Here is an 18,408-nt window from a genome sequence, read left to right as displayed (position 1 = left end):
ACATGGTCCGGGCGTCGATGCTCGGAGCATGCGTCCCGTACACACCGCACTCGCCGTCCTCGTCGCCGCCGTCTGGGGGTTCAACTTCGTCGTCATCGAGATCGGCCTCGGCCACTTCCCGCCGCTGCTCCTGTCGGCGCTGCGCTTCCTCGTGGCCGCGCTGCCCGCCGTCTTCTTCGTGGGGCGCCCCAAGGTCGCCTGGAAGTGGATCCTCGGGGTCGGGGCCGCCCTGGGCATCGCCAAGTTCGGGCTGCTGTTCACGGGGATGGCGGCCGGGATGCCGGCCGGGCTGTCCTCGCTCGTGCTCCAGGTCCAGGCCGTCTTCACCGCCGCGCTGGCCGCCGTCGTGCTGCGCGAGCGGCCCGGCCGGGTGCGGCTGCTGGGCATGGCCGTGGCGCTGGCCGGGATCGCGGTGGCCGCCGTGGACCGGGGCCTGTCCGGGCCCGTCACCGGTTTCGTCCTGGTCGTCGCGGCCGCCGCCTGCTGGGGCGTGTCCAACGTGCTCACCCGCAGGGCCGCCCCGCCCGACGCCCTGAACTTCATGGTCTGGGTGTGCACGGTCCCGGTGGTCCCGCTGTTCGCGCTGTCGCTGCTGCTGGAGGGGCCCGAGCGGGACCTGGCCGCGCTGCGCGCCCTGGACTGGTCCGGGGTGGCCGTCATCGGCTACGTCGCCTGGGTGTCCACGGTGTTCGGCTTCGGCGCCTGGGGCTACCTGCTGCGCCGCTACCCGGCCTCGGCCGTGGCGCCCTTCTCGCTGCTGGTGCCGGTGTTCGGGATGTCCTCGGCCGCCCTGGTGCTCGGCGAGGGGATCTCCGGGCCGCGCTGGGTGGCGGCGGTGCTGCTCGTCGGCGGGGTGGGCCTGACCTCGCTGGCCCCCGCGCGCGCGAAGACCCGTACGGCCGAGGTCAGCGGGAGGACTCCGCGCGCAGCGGCAGCCGCCAGTCCTGCCCCGTGAGGGAGGCCCCGTACGAGCGGTGCGGGCGCTCGGCGACCAGGGTGAAGCCGGCCCGCTCGTAGAGCGAACGGGCCGCGGTCAGTACGTCGTTGGTCCACAGCACCAGCTCGCGGTAGCCCGCCGATCGGGCGAAGGCGACGACGGTGTCGACCAGCAGGGTGCCCACCCCGAGCCCGCGCCCGGCCGGCTCCACGAGCAGCAGCCGCAGCCGGGCCGTGCCGGGCGAGCCTTCCTCGCGCACGCACATCACCGAGCCGGCCGGCTCGCCCTCGTGCTCGGCGATCCAGACCCGCTCCCGGTGGGGGTCGTGGTCCTCGGCGAAGTCGGCGACGATCCGGGCGACCAGGCCCTCGAACTCCTGGTTCCAGCCGTACTCGGCGGCGTAGAGCGCGCCGTGGCGCTGCACGATCCAGCCCAGCTCGCCGGGCCCGGGGTCCCGCAGCCGCACCGCCGCGCCGGAAGTCTCCATGGCTGCCGAGGATAGCGCGGGGGCGCCCGGCCTGGCGGGGCTACTTCTTCCCGCCGCCCAGGATCTGGCCCAGCAGGTCGCCGAGGCCGCCGCCGGCCGGAGCGGCCCCCGGGGCGCCGGCGGTGGGGGCGCCCGCGCCCTTGCCGGCGGCGGCGCGCTTGGCGAAGACGGCCATCAGCACCGGGATCAGCAGCTCGATGACGCGCACGACGGTCGCGGCGGGGATGCCGGTCCGCTTCGAGACGGCCTCGGCCACGGGCTTGCTGACCTTGGAGAGCACCCCGGCCATCATCCCGCCGCCCAGCAGGCCGCCGAGGCCGCCGCCGAGGGTGGCCACGCCCTGGAGGGGGGCCTCGGACACCTCCGCGAAGGCCTGGCGGACCTCGTCGTCGTCGGCGTCGGCCTTCTCCTGGAGGCCGCCGGTCATGGCCCCGACGGTCTGGGAGACGGTCTCGCGGGCGCCGTCGGTGTCGGTGCCGAGCAGGGAGGCGATCTCGTTCAGCTTGTCGTCGCCGAGCTCGCCCAGTACGTCGTCCTCGAAGGAAGAGTCGCTCATGCCGGAAACGCTACGTGTGCGGCGATTTCATGGCACCTCGGAGTACTCCCGGGGTGGCTGAATGTAACGGAAAGGTAAAGCTGTGATTCCGGATGCAACCCTTCGGGCCGGACGCGGGTCGTATGTTGCGTCGGGACTTCCGGGTGGGGATCCGGGGGGATCGGGAAGTCCGACGAGGGAGGGGTAACCGTGAGGGGGTCCGGCCGCGAGGCCGGACCCCCTTTCGTTTCCCCGGACCCCCTTTCGTTTCGCCGGCGGCCCGCCGGTCCCCGCGGCCGTTGTCCACAGGCCCCGGCGCCTGTCGGCGGCGGACTGTAGCTTCTAGCCATGGCGAACAACGGGGCGGTGCAACTGGCGGTGGTCGAGGGGGTGCTGGAGCGCATCACCTACGCCAATGAGGAGAGCGGCTACACGGTCGCCCGGGTGGACACCGGCCGCGGCGCCGGAGACCTGCTGACCGTCGTCGGCTCGCTGCTCGGCGCGCAGCCCGGCGAGTCCCTGCGCATGGAGGGCCGCTGGGGCTCGCACCCGCAGTACGGCAGACAGTTCAGCGTCGAGAACTACTCGACGATCCTGCCCGCCACCATCCAGGGCATCCGCCGCTACCTCGGCTCCGGCCTCATCAAGGGCATCGGTCCGAGGATCGCCGACCGCATCGTCGAGCACTTCGGTCTCGACACCCTCGACGTCATCGAGGGCGAGCCCAAGCGGCTGATCGAGGTCCCCGGCCTCGGCCCCAAGCGGACGAAGCTGATCGGAGCCGCCTGGGAGGAGCAGAAGGCCATCAAGGAGGTCATGGTCTTCCTCCAGGGCGTCGGCGTCTCCACCTCCATCGCGGTCCGCATCTACAAGAAGTACGGGGACGCCTCCATCTCGGTGGTGAAGAACCAGCCGTACCGGCTCGCCGCGGACGTCTGGGGCATCGGCTTCCTCACCGCCGACCGCATCGCCCAGGCCGTCGGCATCCCGCACGACAGCCCCGAGCGGGTCAAGGCCGGCCTCCAGTACGCCCTGTCCCAGTCCACCGACCAGGGGCACTGCTTCCTCCCCGAGGAGCGCCTCATCGCCGACGGGGTGAAGCTGCTCCAGGTGGACACCGGGCTGGTCATCGAGTGCCTGGCCGAGCTCGCCGCCGATCCGGAGGGGGTCGTACGGGAGCCCGTGCCCGATCCCCAGGGCGGCCCGGACCCGCTCACCGCGGTGTACCTGGTCCCCTTCCACCGGGCGGAGCTGTCGCTGGTCGGCCAGGTCCGGCGGCTGCTGAACGCCGAGGAGGACCGGATGCCCGGGTTCCGGGACGTGGACTGGGACAAGGCCCTCGGCTGGCTCGCCGGCCGCACCGGGGCCAGCCTCGCCCCCGAGCAGCGGGACGCCGTCAAACTGGCCCTCACCCGCCGGGTGGCGGTGCTCACCGGCGGTCCCGGCTGTGGCAAGTCCTTCACCGTGCGCTCCATCGTGGAGCTGGCCAGGGCCAAGAAGGCCAAGGTGGTGCTCGCCGCCCCCACCGGCCGCGCGGCGAAGCGGCTGTCCGAGCTGACCGGGGCCGAGGCCTCCACCGTGCACCGGCTGCTGGAGCTCAAGCCCGGCGGGGACGCGGCGTACGACCGGGACCGGCCGCTGGACGCCGACCTGGTCGTGGTCGACGAGGCCTCGATGCTGGACCTGCTGCTCGCCAACAAGCTGGTCAAGGCGGTGGCGCCGGGAGCGCACCTGCTGCTGGTCGGCGATGTGGACCAGCTCCCCTCCGTCGGCGCCGGCGAGGTGCTGCGGGACCTGCTGGCGGAGGGCGGGCCGGTGCCGGCCGTCCGGCTGACCCGGATCTTCCGCCAGGCCCAGCAGTCGGGCGTGGTCACCAACGCGCACCGCATCAACACCGGGGTGCCGCCCATCACCGACGGCCTGCCGGACTTCTTCCTCTTCCCGGAGGAGGACACGGAGGCGGCCGGGGTCCTCGCCGTGGACGTGGCCGCCCGCCGGATTCCGGCCAGGTTCGGGCTCGACCCGCGCCGGGACGTCCAGGTCCTGGCCCCCATGCACCGGGGCCCGGCCGGCGCGGGGAACCTCAACGGCCTGCTCCAGCAGGCCATCACCCCGGCCCGGCCGGACCTGCCCGAGAAGCGGTTCGGCGGCCGGGTCTTCCGGGTGGGCGACAAGGTCACCCAGATCCGCAACAACTACGAGAAGGGCGCCAACGGCGTCTTCAACGGCACCGTGGGCGTGGTCACCGCTCTGGACGTGGACGAGCAGCGCTTGACGGTCCGTACAGAGGAGGACGAGGAGGTGGGGTACGAGTTCGCGGAGCTGGACGAGCTGGCGCACGCGTACGCCGTCACCATCCACCGTTCCCAGGGGAGTGAATATCCGGCGGTCGTGATCCCCGTCACCACCGGAGCTTGGATGATGCTCCAGCGGAATCTGCTCTACACGGCCGTGACCAGGGCGAAGAAACTGGTCGTCCTGGTCGGGTCCCGCAAGGCGCTCGGGCAGGCGGTGCGTACCGTTTCCGCAGGCAGGAGGTACACCGCGGTCGCCGCTCGGCTCGCCGGCCGGGTGTCGGTGGGAAACATCACCTAGATGATCGATCATTTGGGGTTCCGACAACCGGCGCGGAGGGGGCAGGATGAGCAGGTTGAAGGCACTCAGTGCCGTCAAAAGGACCAAAGGCCGACCCCGAGTGCACTCTCCTGCGCCAAATGGGGGAAGGTAGAGGCAGTCAGGGCACCTCGAAGAAGAGGCACTACGTCGGTGAGGGATGACGTGAGCGACAACTCTGTAGTACTCCGGTACGCGGACGGTGAATACACCTACCCGGTGGTCGAAAGCACCGTCGGTGACCAGGGCTTCGACATCTCGAAGCTCCGGGCCCAGACCGGGCTCGTCACGCTGGACAGTGGCTACGGCAACACCGCCGCCTACAAGTCGGCGATCACCTACCTCGACGGTGAGCAGGGCATCCTGCGCTACCGCGGCTACCCGATCGAGCAGCTGGCGGAGCGCTCGACCTTTATCGAGGTCGCCTACCTGCTGATCAACGGTGAGCTGCCGACCGTCGACCAGCTCGCGTCGTTCCGCAACGAGATCACCCAGCACACGCTGCTGCACGAGGACGTGAAGCGGTTCTACGACGGCTTCCCGCGCGACGCCCACCCGATGGCCATGCTGTCGTCCGTGGTCAGCGCGCTGTCGACGTTCTACCAGGACAGCCACAACCCGTTCGACGAGAAGCAGCGCAACCTCTCGACGATCCGTCTGCTGGCCAAGCTCCCGACGATCGCCGCGTACGCGTACAAGAAGTCGGTCGGCCACCCGGTGGTCTACCCGCGCAACGACCTCGGCTACGTCGAGAACTTCCTGCGCATGACCTTCTCCGTGCCGGCCCAGGAGTACGACCTGGACCCGGTCGTGGTCTCCGCGCTCGACAAGCTGCTGATCCTGCACGCGGACCACGAGCAGAACTGCTCGACCTCCACCGTGCGCCTGGTCGGCTCCTCGCAGGCGAACATGTTCGCCTCGATCTCCGCCGGCATCTCGGCCCTGTGGGGCCCGCTGCACGGTGGCGCCAACCAGTCCGTCCTCGAGATGCTGGAAGGCATCAAGAACGACGGCGGCGACGTCGACGCCTTCATCCGCAAGGTGAAGAACAAGGAGGACGGCGTCCGCCTGATGGGCTTCGGGCACCGCGTCTACAAGAGCTTCGACCCCCGGGCGAAGATCATCAAGGCGGCGGCGCACGACGTCCTCTCGGCGCTCGGCAAGAGCGACGAGCTGCTGGACATCGCGCTCAAGCTGGAAGAGCACGCGCTGGCCGACGAGTACTTCGTCGCCCGCAACCTCTACCCGAACGTGGACTTCTACACCGGTCTGATCTACCGGGCCATGGGCTTCCCGACCGAGATGTTCACCGTGCTCTTCGCGCTCGGCCGCCTTCCCGGCTGGATCGCCCAGTGGCACGAGATGATCAAGGAGCCCGGCTCCCGCATCGGCCGCCCGCGCCAGATCTACACCGGCGAGGTCCTGCGCGAGTTCGTCCCGGTCGAGGCCCGCTAAGGCCTTCCGGCCGCTCCGGTCATACGGAAAGCGCCCCGCCGTCGATCCCCCCACGGGTCGACGGTCGGGGCGCTTCCCTTTTCCCCGGCAGCGGATTCCCCCCACGGGACCCGCGCCGGGGCGTCGGTGTGTGCCGGGACCCGTTCGGGTCGGGAGGGCCGCTCAAAGCTTTCCCGAGGGCACGCGTCCCGGCCGGCGGATGCCCGGACGTCCCCCCAAGGACCTCCGTGAAACGTCCCCCAAGACGTTTTTTTCGGCATCGCCCCATTAGACCTGTGCCGACCCCGGATGGTTACGTTGTCATCACTGTGATCTGCGTCTCCAGTGAAGGATCTGTGGAGGGAACGAGGAGGAGATCCTCTAGCGGAACGAGCGCAGCCGCAGGCTGTTGGTCACCACGAAGACCGACGAGAAGGCCATGGCGGCCCCCGCGATCATCGGGTTGAGCAGCCCCGCGGCGGCCAGCGGAAGCGCCGCCACGTTGTAGCCGAAGGCCCAGAACAGGTTTCCCTTGATGGTGGCCAGGGTCCGCCGGGAGAGCCGGATCGCGTCCGCCGCCACCCGCAGGTCCCCGCGTACGAGGGTCAGGTCGCCGGCCTCGATGGCCGCGTCCGTGCCGGTGCCCATGGCGAGGCCCAGGTCGGCCTGGGCGAGCGCGGCCGCGTCGTTGACCCCGTCGCCGACCATGGCGACCGTACGGCCCTCGGCCTGGAGCCGGCGGAGCACGTCCACCTTGTCCTGCGGGAGCACCTCCGCGATCACCTCGTCGATGCCCACCTCCCGGGCGACCGTCTCGGCCACGGCCTTGTTGTCGCCGGTCAGCAGCACCGGCGTGAGGCCGAGGGCCCGCAGCCGGGCCACGGCCTCGGCGCTGGTGTCCTTGACGGCGTCGGCCACGGTCAGCACCCCGCGGGCCGCGCCGTCCCAGGCGACCAGGACCGCCGTCGCGCCCGCGGCCTCGGCTCCGGCCTTCGCGGCGGCGAGCGGGCCGGGCAGCTCGATCCCCAGGTCCGCGAGCAGCCGCTCGCGCCCCACCAGCACCTCGCGCCCCTCGACCGTGCCGCGGACGCCCAGTCCCGCGAGGGCCTCGAAGGAGGCGGGCGCCGGCGGTTCCCCGGCCGCGGCGGCGGCGCCGGCGGCGATGGCGCGCGCGACCGGGTGTTCGGAGGCGTGCTCCAGCGAGCCCGCGAGCCGCAGCAGTTCCCTCGCGTCCACGCCCTCCGCCGCGTGCACCCCGGAGAGGGTCATCCGGCCCGTGGTGACCGTCCCGGTCTTGTCGAGCACGACGGTGTCCACCCGCCGGGTGGACTCCAGCACCTCGGGTCCCTTGATCAGGATGCCCAGCTGGGCGCCCCGGCCGGTGCCGACCATCAGGGCGGTCGGCGTGGCCAGACCCAGGGCGCAGGGGCAGGCGATGATCAGGACGGCCACGGCGGCGGTGAACGCGGCGGTGGGGTCGTCGGTGAGCAGCAGCCAGGTGACCCAGGTGCCGAGCGCGAGGAGCAGGACCACGGGCACGAACACGGCCGAGATCCGGTCGGCGAGCCGCTGCACCCCGGCCTTGCCGCTCTGGGCCTCCTCGACCATCCGGGCCATCCGGGCGAGCTGGGTGTCTGCCCCGATCCGGGTCGCCTCCACGACGAGCCGGCCGGAGGTGTTCACGGTGGCGCCGGTGACGGCGTCCCCGGCGGTGACGTCGACCGGGACGGACTCGCCGGTCAGCATGGAGGCGTCCACGGCGGAGGAGCCCTCGACGACCGTGCCGTCGGTGGCGATCTTCTCGCCGGGCCGGATCACGAACCGGTCCCCGACCGCGAGCGCGCCGACGGGGATCCGCACCTCGCGGCCGTCGCGCAGTACGGCCACGTCCTTGGCGCCCAGCTCCATCAGCGCCCGCAGGGCCGCGCCGGCCTTCCGCTTGGAGCGGGCCTCCAGGTAGCGGCCGAGCAGGATGAAGGTCACGACGCCCGCGGCGACCTCCAGGTAGAGGGCGGAGGAGCCGTCCGTCCGCCCGGCGGTGAGGTCGAAGCCGTGCCGCATGCCGGGCATCCCGGCGTGGCCGAGGAAGAGCGCCCACACGGACCAGGCGTAGGCGGCCAGCGTGCCGACCGAGACCAGCGTGTCCATGGTCGCGGCGCCGTGCCGGAGGTTGGTCCAGGCGGCCCGGTGGAAGGGCAGGGCGCCCCACACCACCACGGGCGAGGCGAGGGTGAGGCAGAGCCACTGCCAGTTGTCGAACTGGAGGGCGGGGACCATCGAGAGCAGGACCACCGGCAGGGCCAGGGCGGCGGACACCAGCAGCCGCTGCCGGAGCGCGGCGAGCTCGGGGTCGCGTACCTCCGCGGTGTCCCCGGGCTCCGCTTCCGCTTCTGGTTCGGGGCGTGGCGGCGGGGGTTCCTCGGCGGTGTAGCCCGTCCTGACCACGGTCGCGATCAGGTCGGCCACCTGGACCGCGCCGCCGTAGGAGACCCGGGCCTTCTCGGTGGCGTAGTTCACCGTGGCGCTGACGCCGTCCATCCGGTTGAGCTTCTTCTCGATGCGGGCCGCGCAGGAGGCGCAGGTCATCCCGCCGATCGTCAGTTCGACCTCGGAGGCGGCGGCGTCCGTTATGGGCCCGCCGTGCACTGTGCTGCTGCTCATGTTCCCGCTCCAGGGGGAGGGCCGGGCCGTACGGTCCAGTATGAGCTGGCGGGTGCGGCCCGGCGGGTACTGCGTCGAGAGGGGCGCGGGTGTCAGGCCGCCACGCCGGCGAGCTCGTACCCGGCCTCGTCCACGGCGGCGCGCACGTCGTCCTCGGAGAGCGGGGCCTGGGACTCGACGGTGACCTCCCCGGTGGCGGCGACGGCCTTGACCGAGGTCACGCCGGGGAGGGCGGTGAGCTCGGCGGTCACGGCGCCCTCGCAGTGCCCGCAGGTCATCCCGGTGACCTTGTACACGGTTACCGTCACGGCGGTCATGTCGTTCTCCTCTGTCGGGGAATGGCTCTCGTACCACACTATACCCCTAGGGGGTATTGAGCGTTCATTGGGCGGGGTTCGGGCGGAGCTCCGGTGGCCGGAGCCGTCGAACCGTATGTAAATGACGCACATGGCCCATTCTGTGACGCTCATCCTCATCATGGCCGTCGCGGTGCTCGCCCCCCTGCTCGCCTACGGAGTGGCGCGCCTGCTGCCCGTCCCGCTGGTGATCTTCGAGATCCTGCTGGGCATCCTGATCGGGCCCGACGTGCTCGGCTGGGCGCACACCGGCGAGGTGATCGACGTACTGAGCCGGCTGGGCCTGGCCATGCTGATCTTCCTGGCCGGCTACGAGATCCGGTTCGACGAGGTCAGGGGCGACACCCTGCGCCGCTCGGTCCGGGCCTGGCTGGCCGCCCTCGTCCTCGGGCTGGCCGCCGGCACCCTCCTCGCCCACGGCGGCGGCTTCGGCAAGGGCGTCTACGTCGGCACCGCGCTCACCAGCACCGCGCTGGGGGCGATCCTGCCGATGCTGCGGGACGCCGGGGACCTGGACGGCCGGTTCGGGACGGTGACCATGGCGATGGGCTCCGTCGGCGAGTTCGGGCCGATCATCGCGATGGCCCTGCTGCTCAGCGGGCGGGCACCGGCCCGCTCGGCGGCGCTGCTGGCCGCCTTCGCCCTCCTGACGGCGGCGGCGGTGTTCTGGGCGGTGCGGCCCAAACCGCCCTGGTTCGCCGCGGTCATCGCCAAGACCCTGCACAGCAGCGCCCAGTTCGCGGTACGGCTGGTGGCGCTGATGCTCGTGGCGATGCTCGGGCTGGCCCAGGCGATGGGGCTCGACGTCCTGCTCGGCGCCTTCGCCGCCGGGCTGATCACCCGGCTGGTGCTGCACGGGGCGGCGCCCGAGAGCAGCGAGGCCGTGCTGTCGAAGGTGGAGGCCATGGGCTTCGGCTTCCTGGTGCCGCTGTTCTACGTGGTCACCGGGATCGAGTTCGACCTGAAGGCCCTCCTCGCGGGCGGCCGCGAACTGCTCCTGCTGCCCCTGTTCCTGCTGCTGTTCCTGCTGGTGCGCGGGCTGCCGATCTGGCTGCTGGCCCCGCGCGACCTGGAGCGGCGCGACCGCGCGGCGCTGGTGCTGTTCGGGTCGACCGCGCTGCCGCTGGTGGTGGCGATCACCACCCTCGGGGTGGAGGACGGCGAGCTCGGCGCCGGGGAGGCGGCCGCGCTGGTCGGGGCCGGCATGGTCTCGGTGCTGGTCTTCCCGCTGCTCGCCCTGCGGCTGCGGGGCCACGCCGCGGGCGGCGGCCGGCGGGCAGGGGAGGAGTCCTGGTGACCGGGGCGGGGCCCGGCCCCGCCCCGCCCCCGCCCCCGCCCCCGTACCGGCGGATCACTCCTCGCGGCGGCCGCGGTTGCCGGGGCGGCGCGACACCCAGGTCCGGATGGTGTCGGCGTACCAGTAGGGCTTGCCGCCCTCCACGTGGTCGGGGACGGGCAGCAGCCCGTGCTTGCGGTAGGAGCGCACGGTGTCCGGCTGGACCCGGATATGGGCGGCGATCTCCTTGTAGGACCACAGCTGTCGGTCGCTCATCCACGCCACCTCCTGGTCCACGGCGCGGGGCCGGCCGGGAGGCCGTCGGGGGAGCCGGCGCGTGGACACTGACGATCACTCGGGTTGTGCCCGGAGAACGACGTTCGGTGAGCGCGGGGGAGTGCCTGTGGACTCCCTGTGACGGAAAACCCGCGTAGTCCGGACATGTGTGACACGGCGGAGACTCCCGTGACGGACGTGACACGGGAGCCGCCGCCCATGGCGACGGCGGGTCCGGGCCCGGCGGGCCTCAGCGTGCGTACAGCTCCGGCCGCTCCGCCAGCCGCACCGCCTTCCGTTCCCCGCTGCGCGCTGCCGCCAGCCCGGCCTCCGACACGGCGGCGGCCGCGTACCCGTCCCAGGCGTCGGGGCCCTCCACCCGCCCCCGCGCCGCCGCCGCCACCCAGCGCCGCACCTGGCGGTCGTAGGCGTCGGCGAAGCGCGTGGTGAAGTCCTGGGTGATCTCCCCGCCCCAGCGGCCGCCCGACTGGACGACCATCGCGTGCCCGTCGCCGATCCGGGCGCTGCCGGACTCGCCGACGGCCTCGCACTGCACCTGGTAGCCGAACCCGCAGTTCACGAAGATCTCCACGTCGACCACCGCCCCGCCCGAGGTCTCCAGCAGCACCAGCCGGGGATCGCGCAGCCCCTCCGGCGCGGCCGAGGACGGGGTGGGGGACAGCACCGTCACCGCGGTCACCTCCTGGCCCAGCAGCCAGCGGGCCGCGTCCACCTCGTGCACCACCGAGTCGCTGATCAGCATGTCGCTGGTGAAGAAGGACGGCGAGGCGGCGTTGCGGTGGCGGCAGTGCAGGAAGAGGGGCCGGCCGATGCCGCCCGCGTCCAGCAGCTCCTTGAGCCGCTCGTACTCGGCGTCGAAGCGCCGCATGAACCCCACCTGCACCAGCCGCCGGCCCAGCCTGCGCTCCGCCTCCAGCACCCGCAGGGCCCCCTCCGGATCCGGGGTCAGCGGCTTCTCGCAGAGCACCGGCAACTCCCGCGCCAGGGCGTGCAGAATCGCTTCCTCGTGGGCCGGTCCCGGCGAGGCGATCAGTACGGCGTCCACCCCGGGCGCCGCCATCGCCGCCGCGGGGTCGGTGTAGGCGCCCACCCCGTCCAGGCCCGCCGCCACCTCCTTGACCCGGTCCCCGTCCGGATCGGCCAGGGCCACCACCCGTGCCCCGCCGACCGCGTCGCCGATCCGGCGGACGTGGTCGGCGCCCATCTTGCCGGTGCCGATGACGGCGATGCCGAGCGTGCTCATGTCTCTCCTCCGAGGTTCGGGGTCGTCAACGGGCGCCGCAGGAGCGGAGATAGGCACGGGTGCGCCGGGCGATCGGCAGCGGACGCTCGGGCGGGCACGGGTACATGTCCTGCTCCACGATCGCGAACAGCTCCACCCCGAGCCGCTGCGCCGCCGCCAGTACGGGCTCCAGCGCCGGCACCCCGGACGGCGGCTCGCACATCACCCCGCGTGCCACGGCCGGGCCGAACGGCGTCCCCTCCGCCCGTACTTCGGCGAGGACGCGCGGGTCGACCTGCTTCAGGTGCAGGTAGCCGATCCGCTCGCCGAAGGCCTCGACCGCCTCGACGCTGTCCCCGCCGCAGTACGCGTAATGCCCCGTGTCCAGGCACAGGGAGACCAGCACCGGATCGGTGGCGTCCAGGAACCGGGCCACGTTCTCCGGGGTGTCGATGTGCGTGTCCGCGTGCGGATGGACCACGATCCGCAGCCCGTACCGCTCCCGGACCTCCCGGCCCAGGCGTTCGGTCTGGGTGGTCAGTTCACGCCATTGGGCGGGGCTCAGGACCGGGTCCTCCAGCATTCCGCCGGTCTTGTCGTCGCGCCAGAAGGACGGGATCACGACGAGGTGCTCCGCCCCCGTGTCCCGGGCCAGCGCGGCGATCCGCGACACGTGCGCCCAGGTCTGCTCCCAGACGCCGGGGCCGTGATGGAGTCCGGTGAAGACGGTGCCGGCGGACACCCGCAGGCCGCGTTTGGCGGTCTCGTCGGCGAGCCGGACCGGATCGGTGGGCAGATAGCCGTACGGGCCGAGTTCGATCCACTCGTACCCGGCGTCCGCGACCTCGTCGAGGAACCGTTCCCAAGGGGTCTGAAGGGGATCCTCCGGGAACCAGACACCCCAGGAGTCCGGAGCCGAACCGACACGGATACGGGTCAACGCGGGTGGGGAGGAGGTCATGACGGCCACCTTAGGGTGCGGGGTCCGAGGAAGAGGGAGGACGAGTGGGAGGACGAGTGGGAGGAGAACCGGCTGTGGAAACGTCGGACGGGGAAGCCGTCCACGACCTGATCACGATGGGGCGGATCGGGGTGGATCTCTACCCGCTCAAGACCGGCGTACCGCTCGCCGAGGCCGACGCCTTCGGCAAGTTCCTCGGCGGCTCGCCGACGAACGTCGCCGTCGCGGCGGCCCGGCTGGGGCGGCGCACGGCCGTCATCACCCGGACCGGGGCAGACCCCTTCGGGGCGTATCTGCGCGCCGAGCTGCGGGGGTTCGGGGTCGACGACCGGTGGGTGGCGGAGGTCGCGGCCTACCCGACGCCCGTCACCTTCTGCGAGGTCTTCCCGCCCGACCACTTCCCCCTCTACTTCTACCGGCTCCCGAAGGCCCCCGACCTGGAGATCGGGCCGGACGAGATCGACCGGGCGGCGGTGCGCGCGGCGCGGGTCTTCTGGATGACCGGCACGGGACTCAGCGCCGAGCCGAGCCGGGCCGCGACCCTGGCCGCGCTGGAGGCCCGCTCGAAGTCCGGGACCACCGTCTTCGACCTCGACTGGAGGCCGATGCTGTGGGACGGCCCGCCGCAGCCCTGGTACGAGCGGGCGCTCGGGCTGGCGACGGTGGCCGTCGGCAACACCGAGGAGTGCGAGGTCGCGACCGGGTGCCGCGAACCGTACGCGGCCGCGGAGGCGCTGCTCGCGGCCGGGGTGGAGCTGGCGGTCGTCAAGCGGGGGCCCCGGGGCGTCCTCGCGGTGCACCGGGACGGGACGGCGGTGGAGGTGCCGCCGGTGGAGGTGGAGGTGGTGAACGGGCTGGGAGCCGGGGACGCCTTCGGGGGCGCCCTCTGCCACGGTCTGCTGGCCGGCTGGGACCTGGAGCGGGTGCTGCGGTACGCGAACGCCGCCGGGGCGATCGTGGCCTCGCGGCTGGCGTGCTCGTCGGCGATGCCGTTCCCGCACGAGGTGGAGGAGGTGCTCGGGCGTGCCGGTGCGGTCTGAGACGGGGATGGAGCTCACCCGGCTGGTGGTGCTGGACCTGGCGCCGGGGGAGGCGTACGCGCACACGTGCGGGGAGGCGGAGTGGATCGTGCTCCCGCTGGCCGGCGCCTGCGAGGTCCGCTGCGCGGACGCTCCCCCGGACCGGGTGCCGGGCGCGGTCCCGGGCTCCGGGGCCGGGGCACGGCCGGAACCCTCCCCGCCCCGCCCTTCCTCCGACCCCCGGGGCTCCGCCCAGGACCCCGGGCGCGCAGCGGACGGAACGGGGTCCGGGGACGCAGCCGACGACGGGGTCCGGGGCGGGGCCACCCCCGCGGCGGAGCCGCACGATGCGGCGCGGCCGGGAAGGGACGGGGCGGGGCGGGGCCCCGCAGGGAGCTTCCGGCTGCGCGGCCGGGACTCGGTGTTCGCCGGGCCGACGGACTTCGTCTACCTGCCGCGGGACGCGCACGCCGAGGTCACCTCGGCCGGCGGCGGCCGGTTCGCGCTGGCCGGCGCGCGGTGCGAGCGCCGCCTCGGCGCACGGTACGGGCCGGCCGCCGCCGTGCCGGTCGAGCTGCGCGGCGCCGGGCAGTGCTCGCGGCAGGTGCACAACTTCGCCGCCGCCGACGCCTTCGACTGCGACCGGCTCATCGCCGTCGAGGTGCTCACCCCGGGCGGGAACTGGTCCTCGTACCCGCCCCACAAGCACGACGAGCACCACCCGGGCGAGGAGTCCCGCCTGGAGGAGATCTACTTCTACGAGATCGCCCCGCACGGGGACACCCCCGGCGTCGGCTACCAGCGCGTGACGCCCTCGCCCGCCGGGAAGACCGACGTGCTCGCCGAGGTGCGGTCGGGTGACGTCGTCCTGATCCCCGACGGCTGGCACGGCCCGTCGATCGCGGCGCCCGGGCACGACATGTACTACCTGAACGTGATGGCCGGCCCGGACGCGGAGCGGGAGTGGCTGATCCGGGACCACCCCGACCACGCCTGGATCCGCGACACCTGGCCCGGCCGGCGAGTCGACCCCCGGCTGCCGTTCCCCGTGAACCCCGACTCCGGCGAGGAGACCCCGTGACCGCACGGCGCAGCGTACGGCTGACCACGGCGCAGGCTCTCGTGCGCTTCCTCGCCGTCCAGTACGCCGAGCGCGACGGACGGCGGCACCGGCTGATCGCCGCCACCTGGGGGATCTTCGGGCACGGGAACGTCGCCGGGATCGGGCAGGCCCTGCTGGAGAGCGGGCCGCAGGCCATGCCCTTCCTCCAGGGGCGCAACGAGCAGGCCATGGTGCACGCCGCCGTCGGGTACGCCCGACAGCGCGGGCGGCTCTCCGCGCACGCCGTGACCACCTCCATCGGGCCCGGTGCCACCAACCTCGTCACCGGCGCCGCCCTCGCCACGATCAACCGGATCCCGGTGCTCCTGCTGCCCGGGGACACCTTCGCGACCCGGCCCGCCGACCCGGTGCTCCAGCAGCTGGAGGTGCCCTGGGCCGGTGACGTCTCCGTCAACGACACCCTGCGGCCCGTGTCCCGCTACTTCGACCGGATCACCCGCCCCGAGGCCCTGGTCCCGGCCGCCCTCCAGGCGATGCGGGTCCTCACCGACCCCGTGCAGACCGGCGCCGTCACCCTCGCGCTGCCGCAGGACGTGCAGGCGCAGGCGTACGACTGGCCCGAGGAGTTCTTCGCCGAGCGGGTGTGGCGGGTGCGGCGCCCCCGGCCCGACAGCGACGAGCTGCGGGCCGCCGCCGAGGCCGTACGGGCGGCCCGTCGCCCCCTGCTGATCGTCGGCGGCGGCATCCGCCACAGCGGTGCCGAGGACGCCCTGAGGGCCTTCGCCGAGGCCACCGGCATCCCCGTCGCCGCCACCCAGGCCGGCAAGGGCGCGCTGCGCCACGACCACCCCGCCGAGGTCGGCGCCGTCGGCCACACCGGCACCGCCACCGCCGACGACCTGGCCCGCGCAGCCGACCTGGTCATCGCGGCCGGGACCCGGCTGACCGACTTCACCACCGCCTCCTCGACCCTCTTCCAGGACCCCGGCGTCCGCTTCCTCGGCATCAACCCCGACCCGTACGACGCCCACAAACAGGCCGCGCTGCCGCTGGTCGCCGACGCCCGCGAGGGCCTGGACGCGCTGCGCGCGGAGCTCGCGGGCCACCGCGTGGACCCGGCGTACGAGCGGACGTACCGCAAGGCCAAGCTCTACTGGGAGGCCCTGGTGGACCAGGCCTTCCACGCCCCCGACGAGAACGCCGTCCCCACCCAGGCCCAGGTGCTCGGCGCCCTCGACGCCGTCGTCGACGACACCGACGTGATCGTCAACGCGGCCGGCTCGCTCCCCGGCGACCTGCACCGGCTCTGGCGGGCCCGCTCCGCGTACCAGTACCACGTGGAGTACGGCTACTCCTGCATGGGCTACGAGATCCCCGGTGCCCTCGGCGTGGCCCTCGCCGCCCCGGACCGGCCGGTGTGGGCGCTCGTCGGCGACGGCTCGTACCTGATGAACCCCACCGAGATCGTCACCGCCGTCCAGGAGGGGCTCCCGGTCAAGGTGGTCATCCTCGACAACCACGGCTACGCCTCCATCGGCGGCCTGTCAGCGGCCGTGGGCGGCGAGGGCTTCGGCACGGCCTACCGCTTCCGGGCGCCCGGCGGGGCGTACACCGGGGACCCCCTTCCAGTGGACCTCGCGGCCAACGCGGCCTCCCTCGGAATGGCCGTGATCCGCACCCGCACCATCGGTGACCTGCGAAAAGCCTTGGCCGAAGCCCGTCTGTCGGACCGGCCCACATGTGTCTACGCACAGACCCGAACACCCGACACTGTGTCGGGCCCGCCCCCGGCGCAGGCGTGGTGGGATGTTCCTGTGGCCGAGACCGCGACCCGTGCGCCGGCGGCCCAGGCCCGTGAAGAGTACGACCGGCAAGCCGCGCAGCGACGTCGCCATCTGTGAAGGAGCAGCACAATGAAGACCGTCAACCACTGGATCGGTGGCAAGACCGTCGAGGGCGCGTCGGGCAACTACGGCCCGGTCACCGACCCGGCCACCGGCGAGGTCACCACGCGGGTCGCGCTCGCCTCCGCCGAGGAGGTCGACGCGGCCGTCGAGGTCGCCCGGGAGGCCTTCCTGTCCTGGGGCCAGTCCTCGCTGGCCGCCCGCACCAAGGTGCTCTTCGCCTACCGCGCCCTGCTGGACGCCAACCGCGACGCCATCGCCGAGCTGATCGTCGCCGAGCACGGCAAGGTGCACTCCGACGCGCTGGGCGAGGTCGCGCGCGGCCTGGAGATCGTCGAGCTGGCCTGCGGGATCACCACGCAGCTCAAGGGCGAGCTGTCCACGTCCGTCTCCAACCGGGTGGACGTCTCCGCCATCCGCCAGCCGCTCGGCGTCGTCGCGGGCATCACCCCGTTCAACTTCCCGGCGATGGTCCCGATGTGGATGTTCCCGCTGGCCATCGCCTGCGGCAACACCTTCATCCTCAAGCCGAGCGAGAAGGACCCGTCGGCCTCCAACAAGCTGGCCGAGCTGATGACCGAGGCCGGCCTGCCGGCGGGCGTCCTCAACGTCGTCCACGGCGACAAGGTCGCCGTCGACGCCCTCCTCGCCCACCCCGGCATCTCCGCCGTCTCCTTCGTCGGCTCCACCCCGATCGCCCGCCACATCCACACCACCGCCTCCGCCAACGGCAAGCGCGTCCAGGCGCTGGGCGGCGCCAAGAACCACATGCTGGTGCTCCCGGACGCCGACCTGGACGCCGCCGCCGACGCGGCCGTCTCCGCCGCCTACGGCTCGGCGGGCGAGCGCTGCATGGCCATCTCGGCGGTCGTCGCGGTCGGCTCCATCGCCGACGAGCTGGTCGAGAAGATCCGCGAGCGCGCCGAGAAGATCAAGATCGGCCCCGGCAACGACCCCACCTCCGAGATGGGCCCGCTGATCACCGCCGCCCACCGCGACAAGGTCGCCTCCTACGTCAAGGGCGCGGCGGCCCAGGGCGCCGACGTGGTCCTCGACGGCACCGGCTACACCGTCGAGGGCAACGAGAACGGCCACTGGATCGGCCTCTCGCTCCTCGACAACGTCAAGACCGAATCCGACGCCTACCGCGACGAGATCTTCGGCCCGGTCCTGTGCGTGCTGCGCACCGAGACCTACGAGGAGGGCGTGGCCCTCATCAACGCCTCGCCGTTCGGCAACGGCACCGCGATCTTCACCCGCGACGGCGGCGCCGCCCGCCGCTTCCAGCTGGAGATCCAGGCCGGCATGGTCGGCGTCAACGTGCCGATCCCGGTGCCGGTGGGCTACCACTCCTTCGGCGGCTGGAAGGACTCGCTCTTCGGCGACCACCACATCTACGGCAACGACGGCATCCACTTCTACACGCGCGGCAAGGTCGTCACCACCCGCTGGCCCGACCCGGCCGACGCCCCCGCCGGCGTGGACCTGGGCTTCCCCCGCAACCACTGAGCCCGTGCCGCTCCTGCGGCACCCCTGAGCAGCAGGAACCCCCGGCCAACCCTCACCGGCCGGGGGTTCCTGCCGTTGCCGGTGAGGGGGGCGGCCGACCGGCCGGTGGTGCCACGCCTGCACGGAACCTCCCC

The 18,408-nt window shown here is 72.9% G+C and carries 14 protein-coding genes and 1 pseudogene; 8 read left to right on the top strand and 7 right to left on the bottom strand.

The window, feature by feature from the left end; genetic code table 11:
* The first annotated feature begins 28 nt into the window (after nt 1-28).
* Nucleotides 29-955, top strand: coding sequence for an EamA family transporter (locus tag ACZ518_RS19685; protein WP_469114258.1), 927 nt, complete (start codon nt 29-31; stop codon nt 953-955).
* On the opposite strand, the pseudogene ACZ518_RS19680 reads toward ACZ518_RS19685, so the two are convergent.
* Together ACZ518_RS19680 and ACZ518_RS19675 are read right to left on the bottom strand one after the other, a co-directional pair.
* Nucleotides 906-1,403, bottom strand: a pseudogene (locus ACZ518_RS19680) (GNAT family N-acetyltransferase); the annotation flags it as partial. The gene ACZ518_RS19685 and the pseudogene ACZ518_RS19680 sit on opposite strands and share 50 nt — an antisense overlap.
* Nucleotides 1,404-1,464: 61 nt before the next feature.
* Complete coding sequence (locus ACZ518_RS19675; protein WP_469114257.1) at nt 1,465-1,980, bottom strand: DUF937 domain-containing protein; 516 nt, start codon at nt 1,978-1,980, stop codon at nt 1,465-1,467.
* A 327-nt stretch (nt 1,981-2,307) separates the two neighbouring features.
* Between ACZ518_RS19675 and recD2 the strand changes: the two genes are divergently transcribed.
* Together recD2 and ACZ518_RS19665 are read left to right on the top strand one after the other, a co-directional pair.
* Nucleotides 2,308-4,554, top strand: a complete 2,247-nt coding sequence (gene recD2, locus ACZ518_RS19670) for an SF1B family DNA helicase RecD2 (RefSeq protein WP_469114256.1) — start codon at nt 2,308-2,310, stop codon at nt 4,552-4,554.
* A 183-nt stretch (nt 4,555-4,737) separates the two neighbouring features.
* A complete protein-coding gene (locus ACZ518_RS19665; protein WP_469114255.1) occupies nt 4,738-6,027 on the top strand; it encodes a citrate synthase in 1,290 nt (429 codons plus the stop codon).
* Between the two features lie 360 nt (nt 6,028-6,387).
* On the opposite strand, the gene ACZ518_RS19660 is transcribed toward ACZ518_RS19665, so the two are convergent.
* Entirely contained in the window at nt 6,388-8,667 is a 2,280-nt protein-coding gene (locus ACZ518_RS19660) for a heavy metal translocating P-type ATPase (RefSeq protein ID WP_469114254.1), read from the bottom strand.
* 92 nt (nt 8,668-8,759) lie between these two features.
* Nucleotides 8,760-8,984: a heavy-metal-associated domain-containing protein gene (locus ACZ518_RS19655; protein WP_405980620.1), complete on the bottom strand. Its 225-nt coding sequence runs from the start codon at nt 8,982-8,984 to the stop codon at nt 8,760-8,762.
* A gap of 130 nt (nt 8,985-9,114) precedes the next feature.
* Between ACZ518_RS19655 and ACZ518_RS19650 the strand changes: the two genes are divergently transcribed.
* Nucleotides 9,115-10,320, top strand: a complete 1,206-nt coding sequence (locus ACZ518_RS19650; RefSeq protein WP_469114253.1) for a cation:proton antiporter — start codon at nt 9,115-9,117, stop codon at nt 10,318-10,320.
* A 54-nt stretch (nt 10,321-10,374) separates the two neighbouring features.
* Here ACZ518_RS19650 and ACZ518_RS19645 read toward each other — a convergent pair whose 3' ends face one another.
* The 3 genes from ACZ518_RS19645 to ACZ518_RS19635 all read right to left on the bottom strand — a co-directional run bounded on the left by ACZ518_RS19645 (nt 10,375) and on the right by ACZ518_RS19635 (nt 12,779).
* Nucleotides 10,375-10,575 (bottom strand): helix-turn-helix transcriptional regulator, encoded by a 201-nt coding sequence (locus ACZ518_RS19645; RefSeq protein ID WP_469114252.1) that lies wholly within the window; start codon nt 10,573-10,575, stop codon nt 10,375-10,377.
* A gap of 250 nt (nt 10,576-10,825) precedes the next feature.
* Complete coding sequence (locus ACZ518_RS19640) at nt 10,826-11,839, bottom strand: Gfo/Idh/MocA family protein (protein ID WP_469114251.1); 1,014 nt, start codon at nt 11,837-11,839, stop codon at nt 10,826-10,828.
* A 25-nt stretch (nt 11,840-11,864) separates the two neighbouring features.
* The gene (locus ACZ518_RS19635; RefSeq protein ID WP_469114250.1) at nt 11,865-12,779 is read right to left on the bottom strand and encodes a sugar phosphate isomerase/epimerase family protein; all 915 of its coding nucleotides are present in this window, start codon (nt 12,777-12,779) and stop codon (nt 11,865-11,867) included.
* A 116-nt stretch (nt 12,780-12,895) separates the two neighbouring features.
* On the opposite strand from ACZ518_RS19635, the gene iolC reads away from it, so the two are divergent.
* From iolC to ACZ518_RS19615, 4 genes are read left to right on the top strand one after another with little or no spacing between them, the layout of a single operon-like run.
* Nucleotides 12,896-13,819 carry a 5-dehydro-2-deoxygluconokinase gene (gene iolC, locus ACZ518_RS19630; RefSeq protein ID WP_469114453.1) on the top strand — a complete coding sequence of 308 codons (924 nt, stop codon included), beginning with the start codon at nt 12,896-12,898 and terminating at the stop codon, nt 13,817-13,819.
* Entirely contained in the window at nt 13,803-14,879 is a 1,077-nt protein-coding gene (gene iolB, locus ACZ518_RS19625) for a 5-deoxy-glucuronate isomerase (protein ID WP_469114249.1), read from the top strand. The genes iolC and iolB overlap by 17 nt, the downstream gene beginning before the upstream one ends.
* Nucleotides 14,876-16,762: a 3D-(3,5/4)-trihydroxycyclohexane-1,2-dione acylhydrolase (decyclizing) gene (gene iolD / locus ACZ518_RS19620; protein WP_469114248.1), complete on the top strand. Its 1,887-nt coding sequence runs from the start codon at nt 14,876-14,878 to the stop codon at nt 16,760-16,762. The genes iolB and iolD overlap by 4 nt, the downstream gene beginning before the upstream one ends.
* Before the next feature lie 12 nt (nt 16,763-16,774).
* Nucleotides 16,775-18,274, top strand: coding sequence for a CoA-acylating methylmalonate-semialdehyde dehydrogenase (locus ACZ518_RS19615; protein ID WP_469114247.1), 1,500 nt, complete (start codon nt 16,775-16,777; stop codon nt 18,272-18,274).
* The last annotated feature ends 134 nt before the right edge of the window (nt 18,275-18,408 follow it).

Source organism: Streptomyces sp. NPDC033966 (assembly GCF_055575955.1).
The sequence above is the reverse complement of the archived record's forward strand: the minus strand, read 5'-3'. Positions and strand labels throughout refer to the sequence as shown.

Bases quoted from the DNA above. Each gene is read 5' to 3' on its own strand.
- ACZ518_RS19615 (WP_469114247.1), top strand. From the start codon at position 16,775: ATGAAGACCGTCAACCACTGGATCGGTGGCAAGACCGTCGAGGGCGCG.
- recD2 (WP_469114256.1), top strand. From the start codon at position 2,308: ATGGCGAACAACGGGGCGGTGCAACTGGCGGTGGTCGAGGGGGTGCTG.
- iolC (WP_469114453.1), top strand. From the start codon at position 12,896: ATGGGGCGGATCGGGGTGGATCTCTACCCGCTCAAGACCGGCGTACCG.
- ACZ518_RS19655 (WP_405980620.1), bottom strand. From the start codon at position 8,984: ATGACCGCCGTGACGGTAACCGTGTACAAGGTCACCGGGATGACCTGC.
- ACZ518_RS19650 (WP_469114253.1), top strand. From the start codon at position 9,115: ATGGCCCATTCTGTGACGCTCATCCTCATCATGGCCGTCGCGGTGCTC.
- ACZ518_RS19685 (WP_469114258.1), top strand. From the start codon at position 29: ATGCGTCCCGTACACACCGCACTCGCCGTCCTCGTCGCCGCCGTCTGG.
- ACZ518_RS19645 (WP_469114252.1), bottom strand. From the start codon at position 10,575: ATGAGCGACCGACAGCTGTGGTCCTACAAGGAGATCGCCGCCCATATC.
- ACZ518_RS19635 (WP_469114250.1), bottom strand. From the start codon at position 12,779: ATGACCTCCTCCCCACCCGCGTTGACCCGTATCCGTGTCGGTTCGGCT.
- ACZ518_RS19660 (WP_469114254.1), bottom strand. From the start codon at position 8,667: ATGAGCAGCAGCACAGTGCACGGCGGGCCCATAACGGACGCCGCCGCC.
- ACZ518_RS19640 (WP_469114251.1), bottom strand. From the start codon at position 11,839: ATGAGCACGCTCGGCATCGCCGTCATCGGCACCGGCAAGATGGGCGCC.
- ACZ518_RS19675 (WP_469114257.1), bottom strand. From the start codon at position 1,980: ATGAGCGACTCTTCCTTCGAGGACGACGTACTGGGCGAGCTCGGCGAC.